The following is a 22,633-nucleotide window of genomic DNA, read 5'->3' as shown; positions in this document are numbered from 1 at the left end:
TTTTTTGATGGGGGGTATATCACTTTCTGTGTTAATCTGTGATTTTAATCCGTGAAAATCTGTGGGAACCTATAGGTATCCATTTATCTTTCGAATAATATTCTCTGTTAGCTCATCAGTATTGAAGTTGACCAGAAGCCCAACCTTAACACGCGACAATCTCAGATATGTCATAATTTGCAAGTGATGTACATTTTGAAGTTTCTCCACTGATTTGATTTCAACAATTACTTTTTTCTCAACCAATAAATCGATTCGATAGCCAACATCTAATTTTAGCTCTTCATATATCAAGGGAAGACCAACTTGATGCTCAACCATCAACCCAGATTTGGTTAATTCATATTCCATCGCCGCTTCATAGCTCGATTCTAAAAGTCCCGGGCCGAGGGTATTGTAGACTTTAAAAATTGAACCTCGGATCAAAAATGTTAATTCATTTTCATGCATGATCTAAATTAAATAATAGTTCCCACAGATTGTCACAGAAAAGGACACAGATAATCACTGATTTTTTTGATTGAGGGAATATCACTTTCTGTGTTAATCTGTGATTTTAATCCGTGAAAATCTGTGGGAACCTATAGGTATCCATTTATCTTTCGAATAATATTCTCTGTTAGCTCATCAGTATTGAAGTTGACCAGAAGCCCAACCTTAACACGCGACAGTCTCAGATATCTCATAATTTGCAAGTGATGTACATTTTGAAGTTTCCCCACTGATTTGATTTCAACAATTACTTTTTTCTCAAACAATAAATCGATTCGATAGCCAACATCTAATTTTAGCTCTTCATATATCAAGGGAAGACCAACTTGATGCTCAACCATCAACCCAGATTTGGTTAATTCATATTCCATCGCCGCTTCATAGCTCGATTCTAAAAGTCCCGGGCCGAGGGTATTGTAGACTTTAAAAATTGAACCTCGGATCAAAAATGTTAATTCATTTTCATGCATGATCTAAATTAAATAATAGTTCTCACAGATTGTCACAGAAAAAGACACAGATAATCACTGATTTTTTTGATTGAGGGAATATCACTTTCTGTGTTAATCTGTGATTTTAATCCGTGAAAATCTGTGGGAAAAGAAACTTAAATCCTCAAAAAAAACTTGTAACCTTATCTTTTCACCATTAAAACTCTTTAATCCCATGATCAGAAAAGCAACCGCCGTATGGAATGGAAGCGGCAAAGAAGGCAAAGGCCACTTGACCACCGACTCTACCGTACTTAATCAAACCCAATACTCTTTCAACACCCGATTTGAAGACGGAGTGGGTACCAACCCCGAAGAATTGATCGCAGCTGCACATGCAGGATGTTTTGCAATGAAGTTGAGCTTCAATCTTAGCGGAGCCAATTTTCCTCCGAAAGAATTGAATGTGACCTCGAAAATCACTTTCGAAGACGGAACCTTGAAAAAGTCTCACTTGGTCTTAACGGCACAAGTAGATGGTATCTCTGAAGAGCAATTTGCCGAACTGGTCAAAGACGCGGAGAAAAACTGTCCGATTTCAAAAGCTTTGAATATGGAAATCAGTGTGGAGTACACGCTGAATTGATTGAACGTGAGGATTGTGAGGACACAAACCTCGGCTGAGTACACCAAAAGCCTCACCTTAGAATATGCAACCCTCCAAGGGATTCATAACCCTTGGAGGGTTTTTATTTCCACCGGTAAGTTTTCCAAGCAGCCTGTTGCTTCTCAGTCAGAAAAGTCCAAGCTACCAACCGGCTTTTCTTGTTTCCCTGAGCCATCTCAATGATTTTTTGCTCCGCAACTCCAACCTTTTGAAGCTCATTTTGGATCGATTTAAGGTGTTCAGACTTGGATACCAAAGTGGTAAACCAAAAGACCTGATTCTTGAAATTGAGACTTTCAGCGATCATCTTTCGGATAAAAGCCAGTTCTCCACCCTCTGTCCAAAGCTCAGCAGCTTGTCCCCCAAAGTTTAATTCGGCCTTGGCAACAGGATTTCCGGTTAGATTTCGGACTTTTCGCTGACTGCCTTCCTGGGCGGCTTGAGCGGATTCGTGAAAAGGTGGATTGCAAAGGGTAAGATCGAAAAACTCCTCAGGTTGAATGATATTGGAAAAAATCTTCGAGGAATCCGGCTGAGGCCTAAGCTCTATTTTGCCTTGAAATTGGGGATTCTTAACCAGTATCTGTTCAGCAGACTTGATGGCTTTTGGATTCAATTCCGAACCCACAAAATTCCAATCGTAGATCGAGTTTCCCAGAATCGGATAGATCAGATTGGCACCTGTCCCGATATCCAGCACGTTGATTTTTGCACTTTTTGGAGACCTTCCGCCATTACTTTGCGCCAGCAGATCAGCCAAGTGATGAATGTAATCGGCCCGACCGGGAATGGGTGGACATAGAAATCCATCCGGAATATCCCAAAAGTCCACCTGATAAAAATGCTTTAAAAGGGCTTGATTGAGGGATTTGACCGCTTTGGGATTGGCAAAATCCAAAGTCAGATTTCCATAGTCATTGGTAAAAAGGAAGGATTTAAGTTCTGGCAAGGTCTCCGAAAGTGCTTCGAGATCGTAGCGGCCTTGATGGAGATTGCGGGGGTGGAGTTTGTTTTCAATTTTCACGATTACAATCAATATTCCTGAACCAATACATCCGTGGGAATATTCAGATTGACATGAAGTTTCCGGATCATGTCCAAAGTAAGCTTACGCTTTCGGTTCAGAATTTCGCTTACTCGGCTTTTATATCCGATCAAATCGGCCAAATCCTTGGGTTTCATCTGGAGCTGTTCCATTCTGAACTTGATGGCTTCGATAGGATCAGGGAGATCAATCGGGAAATGGTCTTTTTCATACTTGTCGATCAGAATCAACAGCAACTCCAATTCGTCTCCTTCAGGCGTGCCTTTTTTGGAATCAAAGAGCTCCTCAGCCCGCTGAAGGGCAATTTTATATTCTTCCTCGGTATGAATCGGTTTCATGGTTAGATGATATTGGCGTTGATTTTATCGTATTCAGCATGCGGTCCTATAAATCTTAACCAGCCAGTCTGATAGTCTAGGTTGAACTTGACGATCAACCGATAATGATTCCCTTTGATATTAAATACCACACGATTGTCCTTCAGAATACTGGCAGAGGGATAATCTACTTTAAGCTCATTGTAGGTTCTCCAACTTCCCAATTCGAATTCACGAAACCATGACTTCAAAGCCTGTTCCGAATCAGGATGTCGTTCCCAAAACTCTCGAAGAGTACTTTTGGCAATGATTCTCATTCTGAAAAAGTAAAGGTAGATAAAAAGTTCCCAAAACGGTAACTCAATCCACTTCAAAACTCAGCTTCATGGTAATCGAAGCTGTTTTGTTTTTGGCGGATGTATTGAAAGCTCCGCCCCAGGAGTAGTCTTCGCCGGAATTTTGTCCGGTGATTTGGAATACCCCCATGTTGGCTGTGATCAGATCGCCCAGTTTGGAATTGGAGTTTTCGGCGATGCGTTCGGCACGCACCCGGCCATCTTCCGTGGCTTTGGCGACCATTTCCAGTTTGAGCGATTCGAGTTGGGTGTAATAGTAGCGGGGAGGCTGAGAGTACAAGGTGATCCCCTGATTGAGCAGTTCGGTGATCTCGCGGGAGATTTTTTCCACTTTCTCTACCTCCTTGGATTCGATAACAAAAGTTTGGCTCAACTGATAACCGGTAAAAGTCTGCCCGGCATAGTTTCCCGAAGGGGTGTAGTTCTGCTCGTACTGAGGCAAAGTAGATACTGCGTTGAATACCAGTTGGTCTTCGGTGATCCCTTTGGACGTCAGGTAATTCGTCACGGCGGTTCGATCTCGCTCCAGATCTGCATAGGCAGCTTTGAGATCTTTGCTTTCCCGGGTAAAATTCCCTTCCCACACGATCAGGTCTGAGGTGAAATTTTGTTCACCTAATCCGGTCACGTGAATGGTGCCTTGTGGACGGTTACGGTTGATGACGGCATTGCCGAGGAGATAGGCAGCGATAATGATCGCCATGGCAAAAAGGACAGAGGAAAGGTTGTTTTTCATAGTGCTTGAAGGAAAAGTGAATGGAATTTAACTGAATTCCTGTTGGGATCAAATGCAAAAAACCCGCCGAGTTGGCGGGTTTTAAGGTTAATTAAAGGTGAGTTTTAATTCAGAAAGCTCTTTTCCTATTCGATTTATTCCGGACAGAATTTTTTGACTTTGAGCTTCTGAAGGTCTTTTTTTTCCACTTACATATTGAGAAAGCAAGGTTGGATTCATTCCGATTTTTTCCGCCAAGACTTTAGCATTAATCACATTGTAGTATTGAAAAAACTGCTGAAAATCTATTTCGAGCTTAATCTGTTCTGGTTTAATGATTTGATTGATCTCCTCAAAATACAAGTTGAGTGCTTCCACTGAGTTATCTAAAACCTCATTCATTGAGTCTCCGGTAGTAAAAACTGGAAAATCCATTGAATAGGCAGAAAACCCAGTGTCTGTTTTCTCTATGATCATTCGATACTTTTTCATAATCAACCCAGTTTAATTTCGGCCTCTTTCAGTATTTTTTTCTCCAATCCTTTACCTATCTCTTTGGTCCCATGGTTTGGGAAAATGATAATCCCTGGTTTTACTTCGTGTCTTAACTTAACATGGGACCCTGATTGAGAAACAATAAACCAGCCATCTCTCAATAGAATCCGTAGTAGCTCGGAACACTTCATAAATTTGTTTCATTAAAAAATGATTCCAAAAAGTAAATAATTATTTACTTATTTCAAAACACCCGATTTCTAATTTCGTGATTTTTAAGGTTTTCCAAATCGATCAGATAGCCGTTTACGATCGCATATCTCGGTTTGCCTTCTTTGGCTAAAAAGAAATTGGTAGCTGATCCGGTCATCCAACCACTGGAATACTTTTCGGTAGATTTCAATACCAAAATCGGCAGACTGTGCACTTGCCTTGCTTCCCCGTTTTTCACTTTGACCGCCATAAATCCCTGCCGAAGTAATTCGATAGCTTTTTCCTCCGAAATATCCTTGACCGATTCAAAAGCGGTGGAATACACTTTTCCCTCAAGGTATTGTAGTCCTGTGGCATCCAAAGTCTCAAAACCAAAGAAAATCTGCATATCACCGAGATCTTCCACCGATGCGCTCATGAAATAACCGGCTGCATTTTCAGTTTCACGTCTGCGAATGGCGATATCCAAGGGATACCATTCCCCCTTCACCTTCACCTGCATTTCGTTAATGATCAAGTCCATCAGCTGGAAACCGTTGTCCGGGATCGCGAAATATTGTTCTGTAGTGTATTGTTCATAGCCTCGGGTAGCAATCTGATGTAAGGCGTTGAGGATGATCATGAAGTTGATCTTGCGGATATATTGCTTTTCAGGATCACCTTGGTAGCCTCCCGACTCAATCAGGATGGTACTGGTACCCCACTTTTGGATATTGTCACCAAACGCTCTGGGTTCAAAAGCATCGTCGTACTTTCCGACCTGCCCAGGAATCAATTCCTGCAATAATTCATTCATCCCTGCGATGGTCTGCATGGCGCGACCGCGCACGTCGTTGATCTCGGTCTCATAGTTATACGCCGGAGCCAAAAGGGAAATCGTGGCCTGCTTGGGCGTATTGACCACGTTGTAGTAGATCTGCTGATCGTGAAGGTTGAACCCAAACTCAGGCTCAAAGTCGTCCCGAGCCTTTTTCAAAATCACCGCCTCGGGAGAAATCTGGGAAATCGCATCCCGGTTCAGATCGATATCCAAGGCATTTCGCCGCTTGAAGGCATCAGCCCCGTCGGGATTGATCATGGGGATGAATTTCAGGCTGAGTTGATTTTTCAGGAGGTTTCTTAGCTCGTCGTATCCGTCATTTTTTCCCTCAAGAAAATTAAACAGGTCAAAAAGCGCCATGGTGGCCGTGCTTTCATTACCGTGCATCTGTGACCAAAGCATGACTTTAGTAGATCCTTGGCCCCATTTCATCGAGGTGATACTTCGCCCCTCCACAGATTTGCCCAATTCCTCCAAGTTGAAATCCGCACCATGTTTTTGGATCAAGGGCTGAAGGTCTGCGTGTTTGAATCTTCGGTGAGTGATGGCGGGTTCCTTATATTTTTCATAAGCGGCTTCCAGCTTTTCCACAGGCATTTTTTGATAGGCTACCTGTGCCGAAGTGTAGAAACTGAGGACTAAAAAAAAGAGAAGGAACAGTGTCAGGAAAGCGGATTTCATAGAATAAGGTCTTGGAGTCTATCGATTTTAAAACTAGCCATTCGGGTGAAATAAATACCTGTATTTTTGCTCAAGCACAAAAAATCATGCCATGAAGCTCAGTTATCAGGTTTATGACCTTCCGCTCAAACACACCTTTACCATCGCCCACCAAAGTCGGGATGTACAGGACACGCTGATTGTCAAGCTGGAGGAAGACGACATTTACGGATTGGGGGAGTCGACCACCAACCCATTTTACGGCATGACCATCGAAAATATGATTGCTTGCTTAGAGGAATTTCGTCCAGTGGTGGAATCCGGAAACTGGGAAACTCCAGAACAGCTTTGGGAATTAGGAAGAGGGATTTTCCGAAATAATCCTTTTGCGCAATGTGCGGTGGACCTGGCTGCGTGGGATTTTTTCACCAAGAAACAGGGGAAAAAACTCTACGAATACCTCAACCTTGACCCCCGGAAAATCCCGACCACTAATTTCACCATTGGTATTGATACCGTGGAGAAAATGGTCGCCAAGATGAAGGAGGTGGATTGGCCGATCTACAAAATCAAACTTGGAACAGAACAAGACCTCGAGATTGTCCGAGAACTTAGAAAGCATACGAACTCCATTTTCCGCATCGATGCCAACTGTGCCTGGACAGCCGAGCAAGCTATCCGTAATTCGGAAGAACTGGTGAAGCTGGGTGTGGAATTTATGGAGCAGCCTTTGGGAAAAGACGATCTGGAGGGAATGAAGGAGGTTTTCAAGTATTCCAAACTCCCTGCAATGGCAGATGAAAGCTGCATCGTGGAAAGCGATGTGAAAAAATGCCATGGACTTTTCCATGCCATCAATGTGAAGCTGGTCAAGGCAGGGGGAATTACTCCTGGGCTTCGGATGATTCACGAAGCGAAATCGCTGGGAATGAAAACCATGGTCGGCTGTATGACTGAGTCCTCGGTAGGAATCACTGCCATCGCGCATATTGCTCCTTTGCTTGACTATGTGGATATGGATGGCGCGATGCTTTTGGCCAAAGATCCGGCGAGAGGAGTGACCATCACTCCGGATAAAGTGACTTTCCCAGATGGACCAGGGATTGGGGCGGATTTGCTTTGATACTATTTCGGATTTGGGATATCGAATTTCGGTTGGATTCATTATTCCGAAAAAAACAACAGCCCTGAATTGATTCAATCCAGGGCTTTTTTCTTGATACTAACGTCTAGATACTAGATACTCCAATCATCCCTCTCCCACAATCAGCTTAAATCCTTCCCCATGCACGGTGATGATCTGCACTTTGGGGTCGTCTTTGAGGATTTTTCGGATTTTGCTCAGGTACACATCCATGGAGCGGGCATTGAAGTAGCTGTCATCGCCCCAGATTTGCTTGAGCGCATGACTGCGATTGACCAGTTTGTTGATCTCGGAAGCCAAAAGTCGGATCAGCTCATTTTCCTTGGAAGTCAGCTTATGCTTGCCTCCCGGACCTTCGATGTACTGCTCATCGTAATGCAGGACAAAGTCACCAAAGGTGTAAGTCTTCAGCGGAGCTATTTCGGTAGACTTTTGGGTTCGGCGGAGAATCGCGGTAATCCTGAGGAGCAACTCTTCCATGCTGAAGGGCTTGGTGAGGTAATCGTCTGCTCCGATTTTGAGTCCCTCGATGATATCGTCCTTTTGGTTTTTGGCGGTGAGAAAAAGAATCGGAAGGTCTTCCTGCACCTTTTTGATTTCTTTGGCCAGTGTAAATCCGTCCTTCTTCGGCATCATGATATCCAGAAGACAGAGGTCATATTTATCTTTTTTGAACTTATTCCAACCTTCTTCACCATCTCTGCACAAAGTGGGTTGGTAACCTTTCATTTCCAAATACTCCTGAAGTATGTCACCCAAGTTTGGATCATCTTCTACGACTAATAATTTGGCTTTGCTCATTGTTTTTTGGGTAGGTTAATGGTGAAGATACTTCCTTTTCCGGGTTCAGACTGAACATGAATTCCTCCTTTGTGTGCTTCCAGCATCGTTTTCACATAGGAAAGCCCCAAACCGAATCCTTTGACATCATGGATATTTCCGGTGGGAACCCGGTAGAATTTATCAAAAATTTTCTTGACAGCTTCTTTGTTCATTCCGATTCCCTGATCCTGGATGGTCACCAGCACTTGGTCCTGATCATCTTTTGCAACCACCTTAATTATCGGACTTTCTTTGGAATACTTGTTGGCATTGTCCAATAGGTTGTTGAAAATATGGGTGAGATGAAAGGCATCCCCTTCGATTTCAGGATTTTTCAACTGATTGATGAATTCGATTTTTCCTCCTTTGCTTTCTACCTGTAGGCTAATATGCTCCACGGTTGACTCCAACAGTTCGTTCAAATGGATGGGTTCGATTTTAAGTTTGAAATCATTTTTTTCCAATGCTGCAGCCTGAAGCACCTTTTCCACTTGGGATACCAGTCGCTTGTTTTCATCCTTTATGATACCCAGATACCTTGCTCTGAATTTGTCCTGATTGCTCAATTCAGGGTCTTGAAGCGCCTCTACAGCCAGACTCACGGTGGCCAAAGGAGTCTTGAACTCATGCGTCATGTTATTGATGAAATCATTCTTAATGTCAGACAAAGCTTTCTGCCTGATAATGACTCGTATGGCATATACAAAGCAAAAGATGATTACAAAAATGAATACTATAGAGCTGGAAATCGGTAGCCAGATCTGTCTGAAAACATGGCTGCTTTTTTCCGGAAAATAGACATAGATGAAGTTATCTTTTCCTAAAATATCATTGGGAAAGAGCTTGGCCTGAACACCCTGATTTTTTATAACCAGGGGATCTGAGATTTGACCTATTCCGACCAATTGTCCCTGATCATTCTGAATTCCCAGCTCAAAATCCTCTGCGATTCCTTTTTCCAACAGTTGATTTTTGAGCATTTGGCGGACCTGAGAAGTATCCAGGCGATCCAAAATTGCCTGCTGCCCTTCCGCAAGTTCAGAAAAGGCCTGATTCATCAGTTCAATCTTGATATTGGTCTTTTTGATTTTATCCAAGGCATCATCCGAAAGGTTTATTTCGGCCCTGATCTGAGGTACAATTCCCGAATAAGGACGCGCCTCTGATATGAAGTTTTGATTTTTACTGAGGTATTCAAGCTGGCGCTCTTTTTCCTGAAGGAGAATTTGCATTTCATCAGGCGTAAACATCGTGGAGGCCACCTCCGGCGTCATGTAGGCAAAGAAATTTTCAAGTTCAGAAAAAATGGAAACATCCAATCCTCTTGAAAGAAGCATTCTTCTGAATGTGGAACTAAGCTGTGGAACTGGAGACACCAGCATTGTATCCACCAAAGAGAGCCTATTGTAACTAGGGCTTGTTTTGATTTGGAGCTCTATAGGATCAATTTTTTTGAAAATAGTTTCCTTTAGAACAGGATCTTCCAAAAGCTTATTTAAAAGTACATCCGAAGTTTCCCCTTTTTCCAATTCACTGACTGTCCGTGATAAGGCTTGCTGTACATTTTGATCAAATCTCTCCTGATTGATTCGAATGGCATTTCTCACCCAATAGTATTGAAAACCCATCAAGCCAAAACTGGCAAGGGACATCAAAACAACGATCAGCGTAATATTGCCTTTAGACATGCTGCAAATTTAATTGTCTAAACAGGGGAAGGGGTGTACTTAACAAGTTTTAACCGACACTGAAAATCAACACTTTTAAAATCCAAATCCCGGTGTTAATCTAGCAGTCTGAATTTGTATGTTTCTTAATTACAATTAAATCCAAAAAAAGGGAGGCCTGTTGCCTTCCTTTTTTATTGTTTGGGTATTTTTGCCGCTTAAATCTTAAACCTATCCATCCGTGCCCAATCCAACGCACATCCAGGGAGTTGAAATTTCCAGCCTAGCCGGCCAATTTGGAACCCCGCTTTATATCTACGACGGAGAGAAAATCGTTTCTCAGATCCAAACTTTGCAAAAAGCCTTTTCTGCCGTTCCTCTCAAGATAAAATATGCTACCAAAGCGCTTTCAAATATTAATATCCTGAAGCTAATCCGTAAAGCGGGAGCAGGAATTGATGCGGTTTCTATCGAAGAGGCCAAACTGGGGCTGTTGGCAGGATACACTGTGGATGAAATTATGTACACCCCCAGCGGGGTAGGCTTTGAGGAAATCCGGGAAGCGGTGGCCATGGGCATCATGATCAATCTGGATAGCCTTCCTTTGATGGAGCAATTTGGAAAAACCTACGGGGATTCCTTGGGGGCTTGCATCCGGATCAACCCCCATATTATGGCAGGAGGGAATATCAAAATATCAGTTGGACATAAAGAAAGTAAGTTTGGAATTTCGATCGAACAGCTTCCTCAGATTCTGGAACTAGTGGCTAAATACCAGCTGAAAATAGTAGGCCTTCATATCCATACAGGCTCCGATATTTTGGATGCAGAAGTATTTCTCCGAGGTGGAAATGTGCTTTTCGAAGCAGCTATGCAATTTCCGGATCTCCAGTTTCTTGATTTCGGAGGAGGTTTTAAAGTGGCGTATAAGCCGAATGATGTAGCTACGGATGTGTTGGAGGTAGGCAAGGCAGTAGGCGAGGCTTTTCAGGAATTTTGCAAAAAATATGGCCGGCAGTTGGAGTTGTGGTTAGAGCCAGGAAAATTCTTGGTAAGTGAGGCGGGCTATCTGCTAGTCAGGTCCAATGTGGTCAAAGAGACACCCACGGTGACTTTTGTTGGGGTAGATTCGGGACTGAATCATTTGATACGCCCTATGATGTATGATGCCTACCATAGCGTGTACAATCTGAGTAATCCAGAAGGTAAAAAAGCGAAATACAACGTGGTGGGCTATATCTGCGAGACCGACACGATTGCCGCTCATCGGGAATTGAACGAAGTCAAAGAAGGAGATTTGCTGGTGATCAAAAATGCCGGTGCCTATGGGTTCAGCATGTCGTCCAATTATAACTCAAGGCTGAGACCCGCCGAAGTATTGATCTGGGATGGCAAAACTATGCTAATCAGGCGACGGGAGGAATTTGAAGACCTGATTAGACATCAACAAATCCATGAAATATGATAAAAGGCACCTCAAAAGGGTGCCTTTGGTATAATTATTGAGTCTTGGTCAACGTTCTGAAGGTTTGGGTCTTTTTAGGAGCCTTTAATCGGCAGATTAAACTGTAGATTGCTCGCCCCAATCACAAGCCCTGGTAGTTAATTATCCATTTAATAGTGAAAGTCAAGGTAGGTATAAAGAACTGATTAGTAACTTTGTGCATTAGGGTTGGTAAGATCATGCTGAGGAATATTTACGGGACATTAATAGTAATCATCATCTGGCTGGGAGGGCCTTATTCTCTTTTTGCCCAGGATGTCCAGTATTCCCAATTTTATGCCGCTCCACTCTATCTTAATCCCGCCCTTACCGGCGCCAGTGAACTCACCCGGATTGGGATGAATTACCGAAATCAATGGCCGGGATTAGATCATAGTTTCAATTCCTATTCCGCTTATATTGACCATTACATTTTTGATTACAATAGTGGAGTTGGACTCATCTTTAATGGAAACCAAGAATCCATGGCCAACCTGTCTACCAATGAAATTGGGTTGAGCTATTCTTACCGACTGAAACTTTCGGATAAATTTTTCTTCCGCCTTGGGGCACAGGCTAGCTATATGCAACGGGATGCCTTATTTTCTGAATTGGTTTTTGGCTCCATGATCGATATTGTCAATGGAACAGTAGGTGGAATTACAGATGAACTCAATGGCATTCCTTTGGACAGTAGGCATTCGTTTGTAGATTATGCTGTTGGCGGGATGATTTATAATGATAAATTTTGGTTAGGTGGGTCAGCACATCACTTGACTGAGCCCAATGTCTCATTTGTGGAAGACCAAACAAGCGTACTCCCAATGAAGGTATCATTACAAGGTGGCTATAAAGTCAATCTTTCTCCCGGTGGCCGGGATTATTTTACCCATTCCTATCAGGAGCGGTCCGTTTCTTTTGCCTTCAACTATAAACAACAAGACCCTTTCAACCAACTTGACGTGGGTACTCAACTTTATCTCCACCCACTAGTCTTAGGAGTTTGGTATAGAGGCTTGCCTACCAAAAACAGCCTACCCAACAATGAAGCTGTTATTGCTTTGGTGGGGGTTTCTTTGGAATCGGGATTGGATATAGGCTACTCTTATGATTTTACCGTCTCCAAGCTGAGTCAGCGAAACAGCGGCGGAGCACATGAAATCTCCATTCGGTATAATTTTCTTTGGGGAGATCCTAAATCCAGAAATCAGCGATCAAGACTTATCCCATGTTTTAAGTACTGATAGTCAAGGAAAAATGACCTGACGAAAAAAAATCAAAAAATTTTACAATAATTTTTCAAAGCCTGATTTTCAGGCTTTTTTCATTTCACATCCTGAAAAAAGCAATACCTAATCTGTTTTTTTAATTATGATACATTTTCAGGAAAAATTAGACTTTTCCAAGACAAGCACTTCATTTACATCTCGCTGTCCGCTATTTGCAAAATAAAATTTTTACCCTCTATTTTCTTGAAATCGGCCGATTTATAGAATATCATTTTGTTGTATATGACTTACAAAAAATAATATTCTAAAAAACGAAATACACAAAACCGATTTTTAAAGACAAAAAATACTCCCTGAAATCGCTACAGGGAATGACGAAGTGCAAAAATGATAAAACTTGGGATTCATAGGATGAAATGGGTTGTTCTGCTGATCTTCAGCAGCGCCTACTATAATTCTGTCTTTTCCCAATATGCCTTCAATATTCCTGCCAAAGAATCCAGTCGAATGTATTCTTATGGAGAAATCTGGGTGGAAGTTAGCGGAAAACTAGCCCTTTGCTCTCATAGTGAGAAAGGAAGCATCATCCTAACTGTAGGTGGCGGAAAAGCGCCTTACACCTTTAAATGGAATACCAACGAAACCACTCAGAATCGATCCAATCTTAACGCCGGAACTTATACCGTTTGGATCACCGATGCGGATGGTAGAGTTCATCAGGAAAAAATCATCATTCAGCCGCCTTTCCCCCTTTTGCTCAATCCGGTGGAGAAAAAAGATGCCTCTTGCGGATCGGGTATGGACGGGTATGCAAAGATCAGCGTAAAAATCGGCCGAAATGACTACGAAAAAGACAGCCCTCCTTACAAAGTAACCTGGAGCAATGGCTTGAAAGACGTTTGGGAAGCAGATAATCTAGCTCCCGGAACCTATACCGTTCTTGTCGAAGACAAGTACAACTGCTCAGTCAGTGTTTCATTTGAAATCAAATCAGGCTCGGAGGGAATCGCTGCGACAGAAACGATCGAGCAGCCTTCCTGTCAATCAGGTTCAACCGGTAAAATCTCCCTCAATGTATCAGGAGGCCAACCTCCATTTACTTATAAATGGAATACAGGTGCGACTTCAAAGGACCTAAACGGATTAGTTCCGGGCACCTATCAAGTCCAAATTCAGGACAGCAAAGGTTGTAGCTTACAAAAATCCTTTAGCATTTCTGCCCCAAGTTCCATCGAGGTTGGCACCCAACTCCTTCAGCCTTCTTGCCAAGGGAACTCGGATGGTAGGATCGAAATTATTCCCGCAGGTGGCAAAGCCCCTTATTCCTATCTCTGGAATACCGGACATACTCAATCCAAACTTCAAAACCTTACTTCGGGAACGTATTCTGTAAAAATTACAGATGCTACAGGATGCTCTGTGGAAAAACAAGTAATCCTCCAGAATCAATCCGCATTGGAATTGAAAGTGGTTGAAACCCGGCCGGCTTCCTGTGCAGGAGGATCAGATGGAGGCATTTCTTTAGAATTGAAGGGTGCTAAGGGAACTTACACAGTAAAATGGTCAGATGGAAATTCAACTCAACTTCAGAGAAAGGATTTAAAGTCAGGCACCTACACCATAGAGGTCATTGATGAATCTGGATGCAAAGTCTCCACCACGGTTCAACTACAAGATGCAACTTCGCTTCAGGCAAGAATTGAAACCGCCTTGGACGTGGATTGTGCAAGCGGAAAAGTAACCGGAAAGGCTTGGGTATCTATTCAGGGCGGAAAGGAACCTTACGCCATCTCCTGGAATCCTGGAGACAAAAATGCCAGAGAGATCAATTTTGACAAATCGGGGATTCTAAAAGTAGCTGTCAAAGATGCGTCTGGATGTACTTTAGAGACTGAAGCAAGAGTGGAGTTTCCTGTTGTATCCAATCAAGGTGCAAGACTTGATTTTCAATACCGCAAGCTTAGTATCAGCAATGATCCTGAGGTACTGATTCAAGAGGAAGTATTGTTCGAAAGCGAGATTTCCCCGGAATTCATTGCATGGGAATGGGAATTTGGAGATGGGAAAAAATCAGTTGAAAAAGACCCTGTCCACATCTTTGAAAAGCCGGGATCTTATGAAGTCACGCTCAAAGGATATGACATTTTCGGTTGTTCTTCCATCGAAAGAAATACCATTCAGGTTTCAATTCCTACAGAATTGGTTGTCATTCCCAATGCCTTTACACCAAACGGAGACGGACTGAATGACAGCTTTATCCCTGTATTAAAAGGAGTTTCCTCATTCACCCTGGAAGTTTTCAATACCTGGGGAGAAAAAATCTTTATCACCACCAGTCTAGAGAGCAAGGGATGGGACGGCACCTACCGTGGCCAATTATCACCTCCCGGCAACTACCTATACCGGCTTACTTACATCACCCCCGATGGAACTGCCCAAAGCAAATCCGGAGGAATAACATTAATCCGATAAGTATATGAAAATCACATTTACACTTATCACCTTGGTTCTTATATCCATGGCTATGAACTCAGCCTTGGCTCAAGATGTGCAGTATTCGCAGTTTTATGCCAATCCATTATATCTCAATCCAGCGCTAACTGGAGCCTCTGAAGGTACGAGCATGGGGGTAAATTACCGAAACCAGTGGCCAGGACTGGACCAGTCTTTTGTCTCCTATTCTGCCCACATCGATCATTACATCTTTGGAGCAAACAGTGGCGTCGGGATCATCTTCAACAGATCAGAGCAAAGTATGGCCAACCTCAGTGTTTCTGAAATTGGCGCCACCTATTCTTACCGCGCAAGATTGGGGTTCCGTTCTTTCCTGAGAGTTGGAGGACAAGTTAGCTACATGGACCGGGACGCTCATTTTGGCAATCTTGTTTTTGGCAGTCAAATCAATGATCAAACCGGTGCAATCGGAGATTTTTCGGGAGAAAATCTCGGAGCAGATTTCAGACATCAATTTGTTGACTATAGCTTGGGCCTGTTGTTTAACAATGATCAGGTTTGGTTTGGCTTGTCAACTCACCATATCACCCAGCCTAACATTTCCTTTCTGGATGGACAATTCAGCCAACTCCCCATGAAAATTTCCGCTCATGGGGGATACAAATTTGACCTGTCCGGAGGGGCAGCAAGAAGTTTTATGAATAAAACAACCGGGACACGAGAGTTAACCTTGGCATTCAACTACAAAAATCAAGAGCTTTTCCAACAGCTGGATTTGGGAGCTCAAGTCAATCTACAGCCTTTGGTATTAGGCGTATGGTATAGAGGAATTCCCGTATCAAGCGTAATGCAGTCCAACCACGAATCTGTCATTGCTTTGGTGGGCTTTCAGCTCGCATCAGGTTTGAGCATTGGATACAGCCATGATTTCACCTTATCCTCCTTGGGAAATGCCAATACAGGAGGAGCAAACGAAATCAGCATGCGTTACAGTTTCCTCGCAGGTTCTGCCAAAGGCGCTGGAAGAAAGACATCTATGCCTTGCTTCAAATATTGATTTTTTCATAAACAATGGGTTGTAAAAAGGGCTTTACGAAAATAAAGCCCTTTTTCATGCCTAAAGTTTTACGGCTCATACTCGGAGACCAGCTTAATATGAATCATTTCTGGTTTGAAAAAACAGACGAATCCGTCACTTACCTTATGATGGAAATGAGGCAAGAGACCGATTATGTCATCCACCACATTCAAAAAGTAGTCGGCTTCTTTTTGGCTATGCGTACTTTTTCGCAAACCCTTCAAAAAAAAGGGCATCGAGTCCGGTACTTTTCCCTTGATCACCCTGAAAACCGACAAAACCTAAAAAATCAACTTGAAGAATTGATCCAAAAGGAAGGATTCACCCGATTTGAATACCAACTACCCGATGAATACCGATTGGATCAGATTCTCAAAGAAGTCTGCGAAAGCTTACCTATTCCTTCATCCGCGGTGGATACCGAGCACTTTCTGACTTCCCGGGAATTTCTGAAGGACTTTTTCAAGGGAAAAAAAACCTACCTCATGGAGACCTTCTATCGGGAGATGCGCAGGAAGTACGATATCCTCATGGACGGCAAAGATCCACTCACCGGGCAGTGGAACTATGACCACGACAATCGCCAAGCGCTCAAAGACAAAAAGCTGCTCAAAAAGCCCTTGATTCATCCCAAGCGCGTGAAAGAAATCCTGGAGATGATCGAGAAGGCAGAAGTAAAAACTATCGGAAAAATCGATCCGGAACAATTCACTTGGCCTGTGTCGAGAGAAGAGAGTTTGGAGATTTTGGAGTATTTCTGCGAGCAGCTGCTACCTAACTTTGGCGCTTACCAAGATGCCCTAACTACCTGGGATCCTTACCTTTTCCATTCCCGATTGAGTTTTTCTCTAAATACCAAGATGCTCTCTCCGCTGGAAGTCGTTCAAACGGTGGAAAAATACTGGTACGCTCACCAAAATCAGATTTCAATCGCCCAAGTGGAGGGGTTCATTCGGCAGATCATCGGCTGGAGGGAATACATGCGGGGGATTTATTGGGCCAAAATGCCGGAGTTTGCACAGATGAATTTCTTTGGTCACGATAGGAAGCTACCAGATTGGTTTTGGACCGGAAATACCAAGATGAATTGCCTAAAAGAGTCTATTGGTCAGTCTCTGGATTTGGCTTATGCCCATCATATCCAGCGATTGATGGTGACGGGAAATTTTGCCCTGTTGGCTGGAATCCATCCCGATGAAGTAGATCAGTGGTATCTCGGGATATACATAGACGCTATCGAATGGGTCGAAATCACCAATACCCGAGGCATGAGCCAATTTGCCGACGGAGGGATTGTCGGTACCAAGCCTTATGTCTCCTCAGCCAATTACATCAAAAAACAAGGCAACTATTGCGATCATTGTGCCTATGATTCAGCAAAAAAAACAGGACACGGATCCTGTCCATTCAATAGTCTCTATTGGCATTTTTATGCCCGAAACCGGGAAAAGCTGGAGAAAAATCCACGCATCGGGATGATGTACCGTACTTGGGATAAAATGGGTAATCAGCAGGAAGTCCTGGGTCAGGCGGAGTACTATTTGAAATCCTTAGAAAACTTATAGACTTCCTTAAACCCTCAGATTAAGCAATCCATAACCTTCTTCGAGCACTGATGGTCCAAGAATTATCCTCCATTTGAGCAAAAATCAATACCCCTTGACCACATTTGGGGCCACATACATACTCCAAAATAAGACAAGCTTCATTCCCATCAGGAGATATCATTACTCGGGATACTCTGACCGAGGATGATTCCCAATCACTCCGGTCAATTTCATTTAGAGGTCGGATCTTAAATTTTTTCTGCGCTATCAATTCTGTTAATTCAAAAGGTAATGGCTCTTTGATCTGCAAAAGATCCTGGACCATACTTTTCTGTTGCTCAGTCAGCCCCTTATAAACAAACTCATTCTGTGGATTTAGTACTCGTTCATACATTTTGACAAAAACAGAATCCAAAACCTCTGAGACAAAAAATTTCTTGTCTTGATTGTGTGGAAGTTGGGACTCCAAATAATGGATGACCACTTGCTGTGCAAGTTCTTTCTCCAAGTTGGAAGGAATCTGGAAGAGCAGAAGCCACAGAAAAATGGTTAAATTCATGAGTATTTATTTAGGCTTTAGTTAAAGTTATGCAAAATTGATTTAACCCCTTCCATCTGAGTGATTTTTTTTTCTTATTAGGCTAATTCTATCGAGACAAAAAATAAAACAGCTCCAAAGGACAAAAGAATTTTTTTCCATTTGGAGCTGCTTATTCTCATCTTGTATTAGCTAGTTCAATCCCCAATCCACTCCGCCACAAAGAGGTTGGTATCGCGAGTGCCGCCGTTGTTTCGGTTGGAGGCAAAAACCAAGTATTTGCCATCATTGGAAAAGACCGGGAACGCATCGAAAGTCCCGTCGTGTGTGATTCGGGTTAGGCCTGTTCCGTCCAGATTGATCATAAACAGATTGAAAGGAAAGCCTCTTTCTGTCTGATGGTTGGAAGCGAAGATGAGTTTTTCTCCAGAGGGATGGAAAAAGGGTGCCCAGTTGGCTTTGCCTAGGCTGGTGATTTTTTGGATGTCTGTCCCGTCAGCATTGGCCACATAGAGTTCCATATCGGTCGGTTTCACCAATCCTTCTTTGAGTAATTCTTTGTATTCTTTGATTTCTTCAGGGGTCTGCGGTCTGGAAGCTCTCCATACCAGCTTGCTTCCGTCAGGGGAGAAAAATGCCCCGCCGTCATAGCCCAAGTCGGAAGTAATCTGCTTCACATCTGTGCCATCGATATTCATGGTGAAAAGCTCCAAATCACCGGTTCTCATGGAGGTGAAAACAATTCGGTCACCTTTAGGAGATACCGTCGCCTCGGCATCATATCCGGGCTCTTTGGTCAATTGAGAAAGGATATTGCCATTCAAATCTGCTGTGAAGATGTCAAAGGAATCATAGATCGGCCACACATATTTGCCATCCGCTCTTCGCTCAGGAACAGGAGGACAAGCCGGATCTACCAAATGAGTAGAGGCATAGACAATCGTTTGGTCACCGGGTAGAAAATAGGAACAAGTCGTTCTTCCCAAACCTGTGCTAAGCCGTTGAGGCGTGTTGTTTTTCAGGTCGTCCTCGCGCCAGTTGAGGTAAAACATCTGGTCACATTCATTGCCCCAGCCTGCAAAATCCGACTGAAAGACCAGCAGAGAATCATTAAATGACCAATAGGCTTCCGCATTATTTCCTCCAAAAGTCAACTGCTTGATGTTTTTGAGGTATTTCATCTCTTCAGGATGAAGGAGAAGGGAATCAGTGGCAGAACGGACATCAGTTTCAACAGATGATTCTGTTTTAGGAGCACAGGCTACAGCAAGGAGAGCTAGCGAATAAAGGAGTTTCTTCATTTTTGGGCTTGATACTAAAAGAATTGCAGGCCGAAGATACCAATTATTATCTTTGGACTAAATCGACAAATCTCATGAAGCATTTTCTTTTCAAATCCAGCCACATTTTAGCTTCTGCACTTTTCATCGCAGCCTGCGATGGTCCTCCAACCGACGAAAAGCTCTTGGCTACTTTACAGGAAGATGTCGTTTTCCTTGCGGCAGATGATTTGGGAGGAAGGGCTATTGGCACAGAAGGAGAGCAAAAAGCGGCGGAATATCTGGCCAAAGAATTTGAAAAACTAGGGCTGCAGCCCAAAGGAACCGAAGGGTTTTTTCAGCCTTTTACCGTATCCAAACCGTCCAATCCCCATGAAGAAGCAGTGATCGGCACGGACGGCGATGGAGTCACCGGTCGAAATGTAGTCGCCTTTTTGGATAAAAAAGCGGATAAAACCATCGTGATCGGAGCACACTTTGATCACTTGGGAATGGGTGGACAAGGCTCGCTTCATCGGGGTGATTCAGCAATTCACAACGGGGCCGATGACAATGCCTCAGGAACCGCGGGTCTGTTGGCTTTGGCAGAAATTCTCAAACATGAAGAGTTGAAAAACAACATTCTCTTTATCGCTTTCTCGGGTGAGGAAAATGGCCTATGGGGTTCCAATTATTTTGTCAAAAACCCAACCATCGATCTCCAAACAGTCAACTACATGATCAACATGGATATGGTAGGCAGGCTGAATGAAGAAAAATCTTTGGCCATCAACGGGGTCGGAACCAGCCCGAGTTTTGTCCCTGTATTTGACCAAATCAATGCGGATAGCCTGAAACTCGTTACTTCTGAATCGGGAGTAGGTCCATCTGATCACACGTCATTTTACCTACAAGATTTGCCGGTATTGCATTTTTTCACCGGTCAGCATGAAGACTACCACAAGCCAAGCGATGATTCGGATAAGATCAACTATGAAGGGTTGGTGAAAGTAGTACGCTACATTTCCCGGGTGGTGACTACGCTGGACAATGAACCCAAACTTGCCTTTACCAAGACCAAAGATTCCAGCGATTCTCCTCGATTCACCGTGTCGATGGGAGTGGTGCCGGACTACATGTTTGATGGAAAAGGAATGCGTGTAGATGGTGTGTCTGAAGGCAAACCCGCCCAAGCTGCCGGATTGCTCAAAGGTGATGTGGTCGTACAGCTGGGAGACTCCACCGTTTACGACATGATGAGCTACATGCGGGCTTTGAGTGCTTTCCAAAAAGGAGATTCTACTAAAGTGGTGATCGAACGGTCAGGTCAAAAAGTGGAAGCGGTGGTGAGGTTTTGATTTGAGAGTCAAGAAACTCCTTTTCTCCTACAATAGAATGCGCCTCTGGGAAGTCTCAGAGGCGTTTTTATCTTTAATGGAAATTTTGCCCTGCCTCTATTTTATCTTCGCCTTCAAAAGTAAAATAACAGAAATCTTATTTTACTTTCTTTCAATCAGTACTCAAACGCCTTCAGATAGTCTTCAAAGACAAAAAGGATTTTTCTGATTTCTATTACAAAGGATTCGCCTCCACTCCCTCAAAAGTCATCTTAATCGGCTTGATCGTTCCATCTTCATTGAATTCCATTACATCGATGCAAGTCACCCGATGGTCACGGCCCTCGTTGGGAATAGGGCGGCGGTGGTAAACCATGTACCACTCGTCAGTTCCGGGTTTTTGGATGACGGAATTATGTCCTGCGCCGGTGGCAATCGTAGTGTCTGCCTCGAGAATTGTACCGATTCGGCGATAGGGTCCGGTGGCTTTTTCGGCCATGGCATAGGCGACTTTGTAGCTGTCATTCGTCCAACCACCTTCGGACCACATGAGGTAATACACACCATTTCTCAAAAACATAAAAGGGCCCTCCACATAGCCTTCGGGAGTGATTTCGTGGAAAAGTTCTCCATCTTCCCAGGGTTCGAACCCAGTAAAATTTGAATTAAGCTTTCCAATATTGCAATGTCCCCAGCCTCCATAGAAAAAGTAATGCGTGCCATCGGTATCCTTAAACACAAACTGATCGATGGGTTGAGCCCCATTGTGAAAATCCGAGAGTAACGGCTTTCCTAGCAAATCTTTGAAAGGTCCGGCAGGTGAATCTGCCACGGCCACGCCTATTCCTCCGAAATGATTGATGTCATTGTTGGGATCATAGCCCGGTCGCTCGGGAGTAAGTGGGTCATTGGCTGCGAAAAAGAGGTAATATTTCCCGTCTTTTTCGATCGCAGCAGGTGCCCACATCGCCTGACGGGCCCAAGTAATGGCGGTATTATCCAAGATGCGCTCGTGTTTTTCCCAAGTCACCAAGTCTTTGGAAGAAAATGCATCAAAGTGCAACTGATCCTCAAATGCCGCCGAAAAGGTCGGATAAATCCAGTATTCATCTCCAAACACAATCCCTTCCGGATCGGCATACCAGCCTTCGAAAATGGGATTACCGGAAAGTTTGGGCTCCTCTTGGGTTTCGGATTGAGGTGAGGAACAAGAAATGGCTACCGTTAGGAGGAAAATTGAAAATCTTATGCGCATGGGAAATTGAATTAGAGAATGGCTAAGGTACTATTCTACAGGTAACCTTTCGAAATACTCATTGATGAATGGTTTCATAGATTTAGTGAGATTATCCGAGTAAAAATTGAACAGAAGTCCCTGTGGTTTTTTAAGCAGTTTCATATAGCTCATCAATTGCGCTGAATGAACGGGGAGAAGTTCCTGGACTGCTTTGAGCTCAACAATGATGGTATCTTCCACAAGCAGGTCCAGCTTCAATTCAGAATCGATCAAATTTCCCTCATAATTGATCGTAATGGGAACCTGCTGAAGGACGTGAAAACCTTGCTTTTCCAATTCAAAAACAAGGCATTTTTCATAGACGCTTTCCAAAAGACCGGGACCAAGAGCTTTGTGAACCGTTATCGCACAGCCCGTTACCAGAAAAGACAATTTGGTCACGGATGATTTCGAGATGTATTTCATGGGGTCCAAAAAATGTTATTCAAAATGGTGATTTTTTTACCATTAGGAATTTAGAGAATTAAGGGTTTCTCTTCCGAGGAGAAGGATCAATAAGATGCATTCAATTTTCAAAACTCTTTTTCCTTAATACCCTTAATTTCTCAATGGTTTAAAAACCCACAC

At 43.3% G+C, this 22,633-nt stretch carries 23 protein-coding genes; 8 read left to right on the top strand and 15 right to left on the bottom strand.

Annotated features, from left to right (window positions below; all coding sequences use genetic code 11):
- Nucleotides 1–69: 69 nt before the first annotated feature.
- Together CLV31_RS03685 and CLV31_RS03680 are read right to left on the bottom strand one after the other, a co-directional pair.
- Nucleotides 70–450 (bottom strand): GxxExxY protein, encoded by a 381-nt coding sequence (locus CLV31_RS03685; RefSeq protein WP_111391515.1) that lies wholly within the window; start codon nucleotides 448–450, stop codon nucleotides 70–72.
- A gap of 131 nt (nucleotides 451–581) precedes the next feature.
- The gene (locus CLV31_RS03680) at nucleotides 582–962 is read right to left on the bottom strand and encodes a GxxExxY protein (protein WP_111391514.1); all 381 of its coding nucleotides are present in this window, start codon (nucleotides 960–962) and stop codon (nucleotides 582–584) included.
- 196 nt (nucleotides 963–1,158) lie between these two features.
- Between CLV31_RS03680 and CLV31_RS03675 the strand changes: the two genes are divergently transcribed.
- Nucleotides 1,159–1,569: an OsmC family protein gene (locus CLV31_RS03675; protein WP_111391513.1), complete on the top strand. Its 411-nt coding sequence runs from the start codon at nucleotides 1,159–1,161 to the stop codon at nucleotides 1,567–1,569.
- Nucleotides 1,570–1,672: 103 nt separating this feature from the next.
- Here CLV31_RS03675 and rlmF read toward each other — a convergent pair whose 3' ends face one another.
- From rlmF to CLV31_RS03640, 7 genes are all read right to left on the bottom strand, one after another.
- On the bottom strand, nucleotides 1,673–2,614 hold the full coding sequence (gene rlmF, locus CLV31_RS03670) for a 23S rRNA (adenine(1618)-N(6))-methyltransferase RlmF (protein ID WP_111391672.1): 942 nt from the start codon (nucleotides 2,612–2,614) through the stop codon (nucleotides 1,673–1,675).
- Nucleotides 2,615–2,622: 8 nt separating this feature from the next.
- Nucleotides 2,623–2,973 carry a helix-turn-helix domain-containing protein gene (locus CLV31_RS03665; protein WP_111391512.1) on the bottom strand — a complete coding sequence of 117 codons (351 nt, stop codon included), beginning with the start codon at nucleotides 2,971–2,973 and terminating at the stop codon, nucleotides 2,623–2,625.
- Between the two features lie 2 nt (nucleotides 2,974–2,975).
- The gene (locus CLV31_RS03660) at nucleotides 2,976–3,269 is read right to left on the bottom strand and encodes a type II toxin-antitoxin system HigB family toxin (RefSeq protein ID WP_111391671.1); all 294 of its coding nucleotides are present in this window, start codon (nucleotides 3,267–3,269) and stop codon (nucleotides 2,976–2,978) included.
- Nucleotides 3,270–3,312: 43 nt separating this feature from the next.
- Nucleotides 3,313–4,044 (bottom strand): SIMPL domain-containing protein, encoded by a 732-nt coding sequence (locus CLV31_RS03655; RefSeq protein ID WP_111391511.1) that lies wholly within the window; start codon nucleotides 4,042–4,044, stop codon nucleotides 3,313–3,315.
- Nucleotides 4,045–4,131: 87 nt separating this feature from the next.
- Nucleotides 4,132–4,515: a type II toxin-antitoxin system HicB family antitoxin gene (locus tag CLV31_RS03650; protein ID WP_111391510.1), complete on the bottom strand. Its 384-nt coding sequence runs from the start codon at nucleotides 4,513–4,515 to the stop codon at nucleotides 4,132–4,134.
- 2 nt (nucleotides 4,516–4,517) lie between these two features.
- Complete coding sequence (locus CLV31_RS22230) at nucleotides 4,518–4,709, bottom strand: type II toxin-antitoxin system HicA family toxin (protein WP_111391509.1); 192 nt, start codon at nucleotides 4,707–4,709, stop codon at nucleotides 4,518–4,520.
- Nucleotides 4,710–4,762: 53 nt separating this feature from the next.
- Nucleotides 4,763–6,232: a M14 family zinc carboxypeptidase gene (locus CLV31_RS03640; protein ID WP_111391508.1), complete on the bottom strand. Its 1,470-nt coding sequence runs from the start codon at nucleotides 6,230–6,232 to the stop codon at nucleotides 4,763–4,765.
- Nucleotides 6,233–6,323: 91 nt separating this feature from the next.
- Between CLV31_RS03640 and CLV31_RS03635 the strand changes: the two genes are divergently transcribed.
- A complete protein-coding gene (locus CLV31_RS03635) occupies nucleotides 6,324–7,334 on the top strand; it encodes a dipeptide epimerase (protein WP_111391507.1) in 1,011 nt (336 codons plus the stop codon).
- Between the two features lie 126 nt (nucleotides 7,335–7,460).
- Here CLV31_RS03635 and CLV31_RS03630 read toward each other — a convergent pair whose 3' ends face one another.
- Together CLV31_RS03630 and CLV31_RS03625 are read right to left on the bottom strand one after the other, a co-directional pair.
- Nucleotides 7,461–8,156, bottom strand: a complete 696-nt coding sequence (locus tag CLV31_RS03630; protein ID WP_111391506.1) for a response regulator transcription factor — start codon at nucleotides 8,154–8,156, stop codon at nucleotides 7,461–7,463.
- Entirely contained in the window at nucleotides 8,153–9,865 is a 1,713-nt protein-coding gene (locus tag CLV31_RS03625) for a sensor histidine kinase (RefSeq protein ID WP_181452563.1), read from the bottom strand. The genes CLV31_RS03630 and CLV31_RS03625 overlap by 4 nt, the downstream gene beginning before the upstream one ends.
- Nucleotides 9,866–10,085: 220 nt before the next feature.
- Between CLV31_RS03625 and lysA the strand changes: the two genes are divergently transcribed.
- The 5 genes from lysA to CLV31_RS03600 all read left to right on the top strand — a co-directional run bounded on the left by lysA (nucleotide 10,086) and on the right by CLV31_RS03600 (nucleotide 17,653).
- Entirely contained in the window at nucleotides 10,086–11,309 is a 1,224-nt protein-coding gene (lysA, locus tag CLV31_RS03620) for a diaminopimelate decarboxylase (protein WP_111391505.1), read from the top strand.
- 218 nt (nucleotides 11,310–11,527) lie between these two features.
- Nucleotides 11,528–12,571 (top strand): PorP/SprF family type IX secretion system membrane protein, encoded by a 1,044-nt coding sequence (locus CLV31_RS03615; protein ID WP_111391504.1) that lies wholly within the window; start codon nucleotides 11,528–11,530, stop codon nucleotides 12,569–12,571.
- 396 nt (nucleotides 12,572–12,967) lie between these two features.
- On the top strand, nucleotides 12,968–15,028 hold the full coding sequence (locus CLV31_RS03610; RefSeq protein ID WP_181452562.1) for a T9SS type B sorting domain-containing protein: 2,061 nt from the start codon (nucleotides 12,968–12,970) through the stop codon (nucleotides 15,026–15,028).
- Between the two features lie 4 nt (nucleotides 15,029–15,032).
- Nucleotides 15,033–16,067 carry a PorP/SprF family type IX secretion system membrane protein gene (locus tag CLV31_RS03605; RefSeq protein WP_111391502.1) on the top strand — a complete coding sequence of 345 codons (1,035 nt, stop codon included), beginning with the start codon at nucleotides 15,033–15,035 and terminating at the stop codon, nucleotides 16,065–16,067.
- A 56-nt stretch (nucleotides 16,068–16,123) separates the two neighbouring features.
- Nucleotides 16,124–17,653, top strand: a complete 1,530-nt coding sequence (locus CLV31_RS03600) for a cryptochrome/photolyase family protein (protein ID WP_111391669.1) — start codon at nucleotides 16,124–16,126, stop codon at nucleotides 17,651–17,653.
- A 19-nt stretch (nucleotides 17,654–17,672) separates the two neighbouring features.
- Here CLV31_RS03600 and CLV31_RS03595 read toward each other — a convergent pair whose 3' ends face one another.
- Complete coding sequence (locus CLV31_RS03595; protein ID WP_111391501.1) at nucleotides 17,673–18,194, bottom strand: hypothetical protein; 522 nt, start codon at nucleotides 18,192–18,194, stop codon at nucleotides 17,673–17,675.
- Nucleotides 18,195–18,370: 176 nt separating this feature from the next.
- The gene (locus CLV31_RS03590; protein WP_111391500.1) at nucleotides 18,371–19,474 is read right to left on the bottom strand and encodes a TolB family protein; all 1,104 of its coding nucleotides are present in this window, start codon (nucleotides 19,472–19,474) and stop codon (nucleotides 18,371–18,373) included.
- Between the two features lie 74 nt (nucleotides 19,475–19,548).
- On the opposite strand from CLV31_RS03590, the gene CLV31_RS03585 reads away from it, so the two are divergent.
- Complete coding sequence (locus CLV31_RS03585) at nucleotides 19,549–20,790, top strand: M20/M25/M40 family metallo-hydrolase (protein WP_111391668.1); 1,242 nt, start codon at nucleotides 19,549–19,551, stop codon at nucleotides 20,788–20,790.
- A 214-nt stretch (nucleotides 20,791–21,004) separates the two neighbouring features.
- Here CLV31_RS03585 and CLV31_RS03580 read toward each other — a convergent pair whose 3' ends face one another.
- Nucleotides 21,005–22,024 carry a glycoside hydrolase family 43 protein gene (locus CLV31_RS03580; protein ID WP_111391499.1) on the bottom strand — a complete coding sequence of 340 codons (1,020 nt, stop codon included), beginning with the start codon at nucleotides 22,022–22,024 and terminating at the stop codon, nucleotides 21,005–21,007.
- 30 nt (nucleotides 22,025–22,054) lie between these two features.
- Nucleotides 22,055–22,471 (bottom strand): GxxExxY protein, encoded by a 417-nt coding sequence (locus CLV31_RS03575; RefSeq protein ID WP_245943313.1) that lies wholly within the window; start codon nucleotides 22,469–22,471, stop codon nucleotides 22,055–22,057.
- Nucleotides 22,472–22,633: the final 162 nt, after the last annotated feature.

It is taken from the genome of Algoriphagus aquaeductus, assembly GCF_003253485.1.
Lineage (GTDB): Bacteria > Bacteroidota > Bacteroidia > Cytophagales > Cyclobacteriaceae > Algoriphagus > Algoriphagus aquaeductus.
Note: the sequence above shows the minus strand (reverse complement) of the source record. Positions and strands in the feature narration are given on the sequence as shown.

Bases quoted from the DNA above. Each gene is read 5' to 3' on its own strand.
- CLV31_RS03685 (WP_111391515.1), bottom strand. From the start codon at position 450: ATGCATGAAAATGAATTAACATTTTTGATCCGAGGTTCAATTTTTAAA.
- CLV31_RS03680 (WP_111391514.1), bottom strand. From the start codon at position 962: ATGCATGAAAATGAATTAACATTTTTGATCCGAGGTTCAATTTTTAAA.
- CLV31_RS03675 (WP_111391513.1), top strand. From the start codon at position 1,159: ATGATCAGAAAAGCAACCGCCGTATGGAATGGAAGCGGCAAAGAAGGC.
- CLV31_RS03665 (WP_111391512.1), bottom strand. From the start codon at position 2,973: ATGAAACCGATTCATACCGAGGAAGAATATAAAATTGCCCTTCAGCGG.
- CLV31_RS03660 (WP_111391671.1), bottom strand. From the start codon at position 3,269: ATGAGAATCATTGCCAAAAGTACTCTTCGAGAGTTTTGGGAACGACAT.
- CLV31_RS03655 (WP_111391511.1), bottom strand. From the start codon at position 4,044: ATGAAAAACAACCTTTCCTCTGTCCTTTTTGCCATGGCGATCATTATC.
- CLV31_RS03650 (WP_111391510.1), bottom strand. From the start codon at position 4,515: ATGAAAAAGTATCGAATGATCATAGAGAAAACAGACACTGGGTTTTCT.
- CLV31_RS22230 (WP_111391509.1), bottom strand. From the start codon at position 4,709: ATGAAGTGTTCCGAGCTACTACGGATTCTATTGAGAGATGGCTGGTTT.
- CLV31_RS03640 (WP_111391508.1), bottom strand. From the start codon at position 6,232: ATGAAATCCGCTTTCCTGACACTGTTCCTTCTCTTTTTTTTAGTCCTC.
- CLV31_RS03635 (WP_111391507.1), top strand. From the start codon at position 6,324: ATGAAGCTCAGTTATCAGGTTTATGACCTTCCGCTCAAACACACCTTT.
- CLV31_RS03630 (WP_111391506.1), bottom strand. From the start codon at position 8,156: ATGAGCAAAGCCAAATTATTAGTCGTAGAAGATGATCCAAACTTGGGT.
- CLV31_RS03625 (WP_181452563.1), bottom strand. From the start codon at position 9,865: ATGTCTAAAGGCAATATTACGCTGATCGTTGTTTTGATGTCCCTTGCC.
- CLV31_RS03615 (WP_111391504.1), top strand. From the start codon at position 11,528: ATGCTGAGGAATATTTACGGGACATTAATAGTAATCATCATCTGGCTG.
- CLV31_RS03610 (WP_181452562.1), top strand. From the start codon at position 12,968: ATGAAATGGGTTGTTCTGCTGATCTTCAGCAGCGCCTACTATAATTCT.
- CLV31_RS03605 (WP_111391502.1), top strand. From the start codon at position 15,033: ATGAAAATCACATTTACACTTATCACCTTGGTTCTTATATCCATGGCT.
- CLV31_RS03600 (WP_111391669.1), top strand. From the start codon at position 16,124: ATGCCTAAAGTTTTACGGCTCATACTCGGAGACCAGCTTAATATGAAT.
- CLV31_RS03595 (WP_111391501.1), bottom strand. From the start codon at position 18,194: ATGAATTTAACCATTTTTCTGTGGCTTCTGCTCTTCCAGATTCCTTCC.
- CLV31_RS03590 (WP_111391500.1), bottom strand. From the start codon at position 19,474: ATGAAGAAACTCCTTTATTCGCTAGCTCTCCTTGCTGTAGCCTGTGCT.
- CLV31_RS03585 (WP_111391668.1), top strand. From the start codon at position 19,549: ATGAAGCATTTTCTTTTCAAATCCAGCCACATTTTAGCTTCTGCACTT.
- CLV31_RS03580 (WP_111391499.1), bottom strand. From the start codon at position 22,024: ATGCGCATAAGATTTTCAATTTTCCTCCTAACGGTAGCCATTTCTTGT.
- CLV31_RS03575 (WP_245943313.1), bottom strand. From the start codon at position 22,471: ATGAAATACATCTCGAAATCATCCGTGACCAAATTGTCTTTTCTGGTA.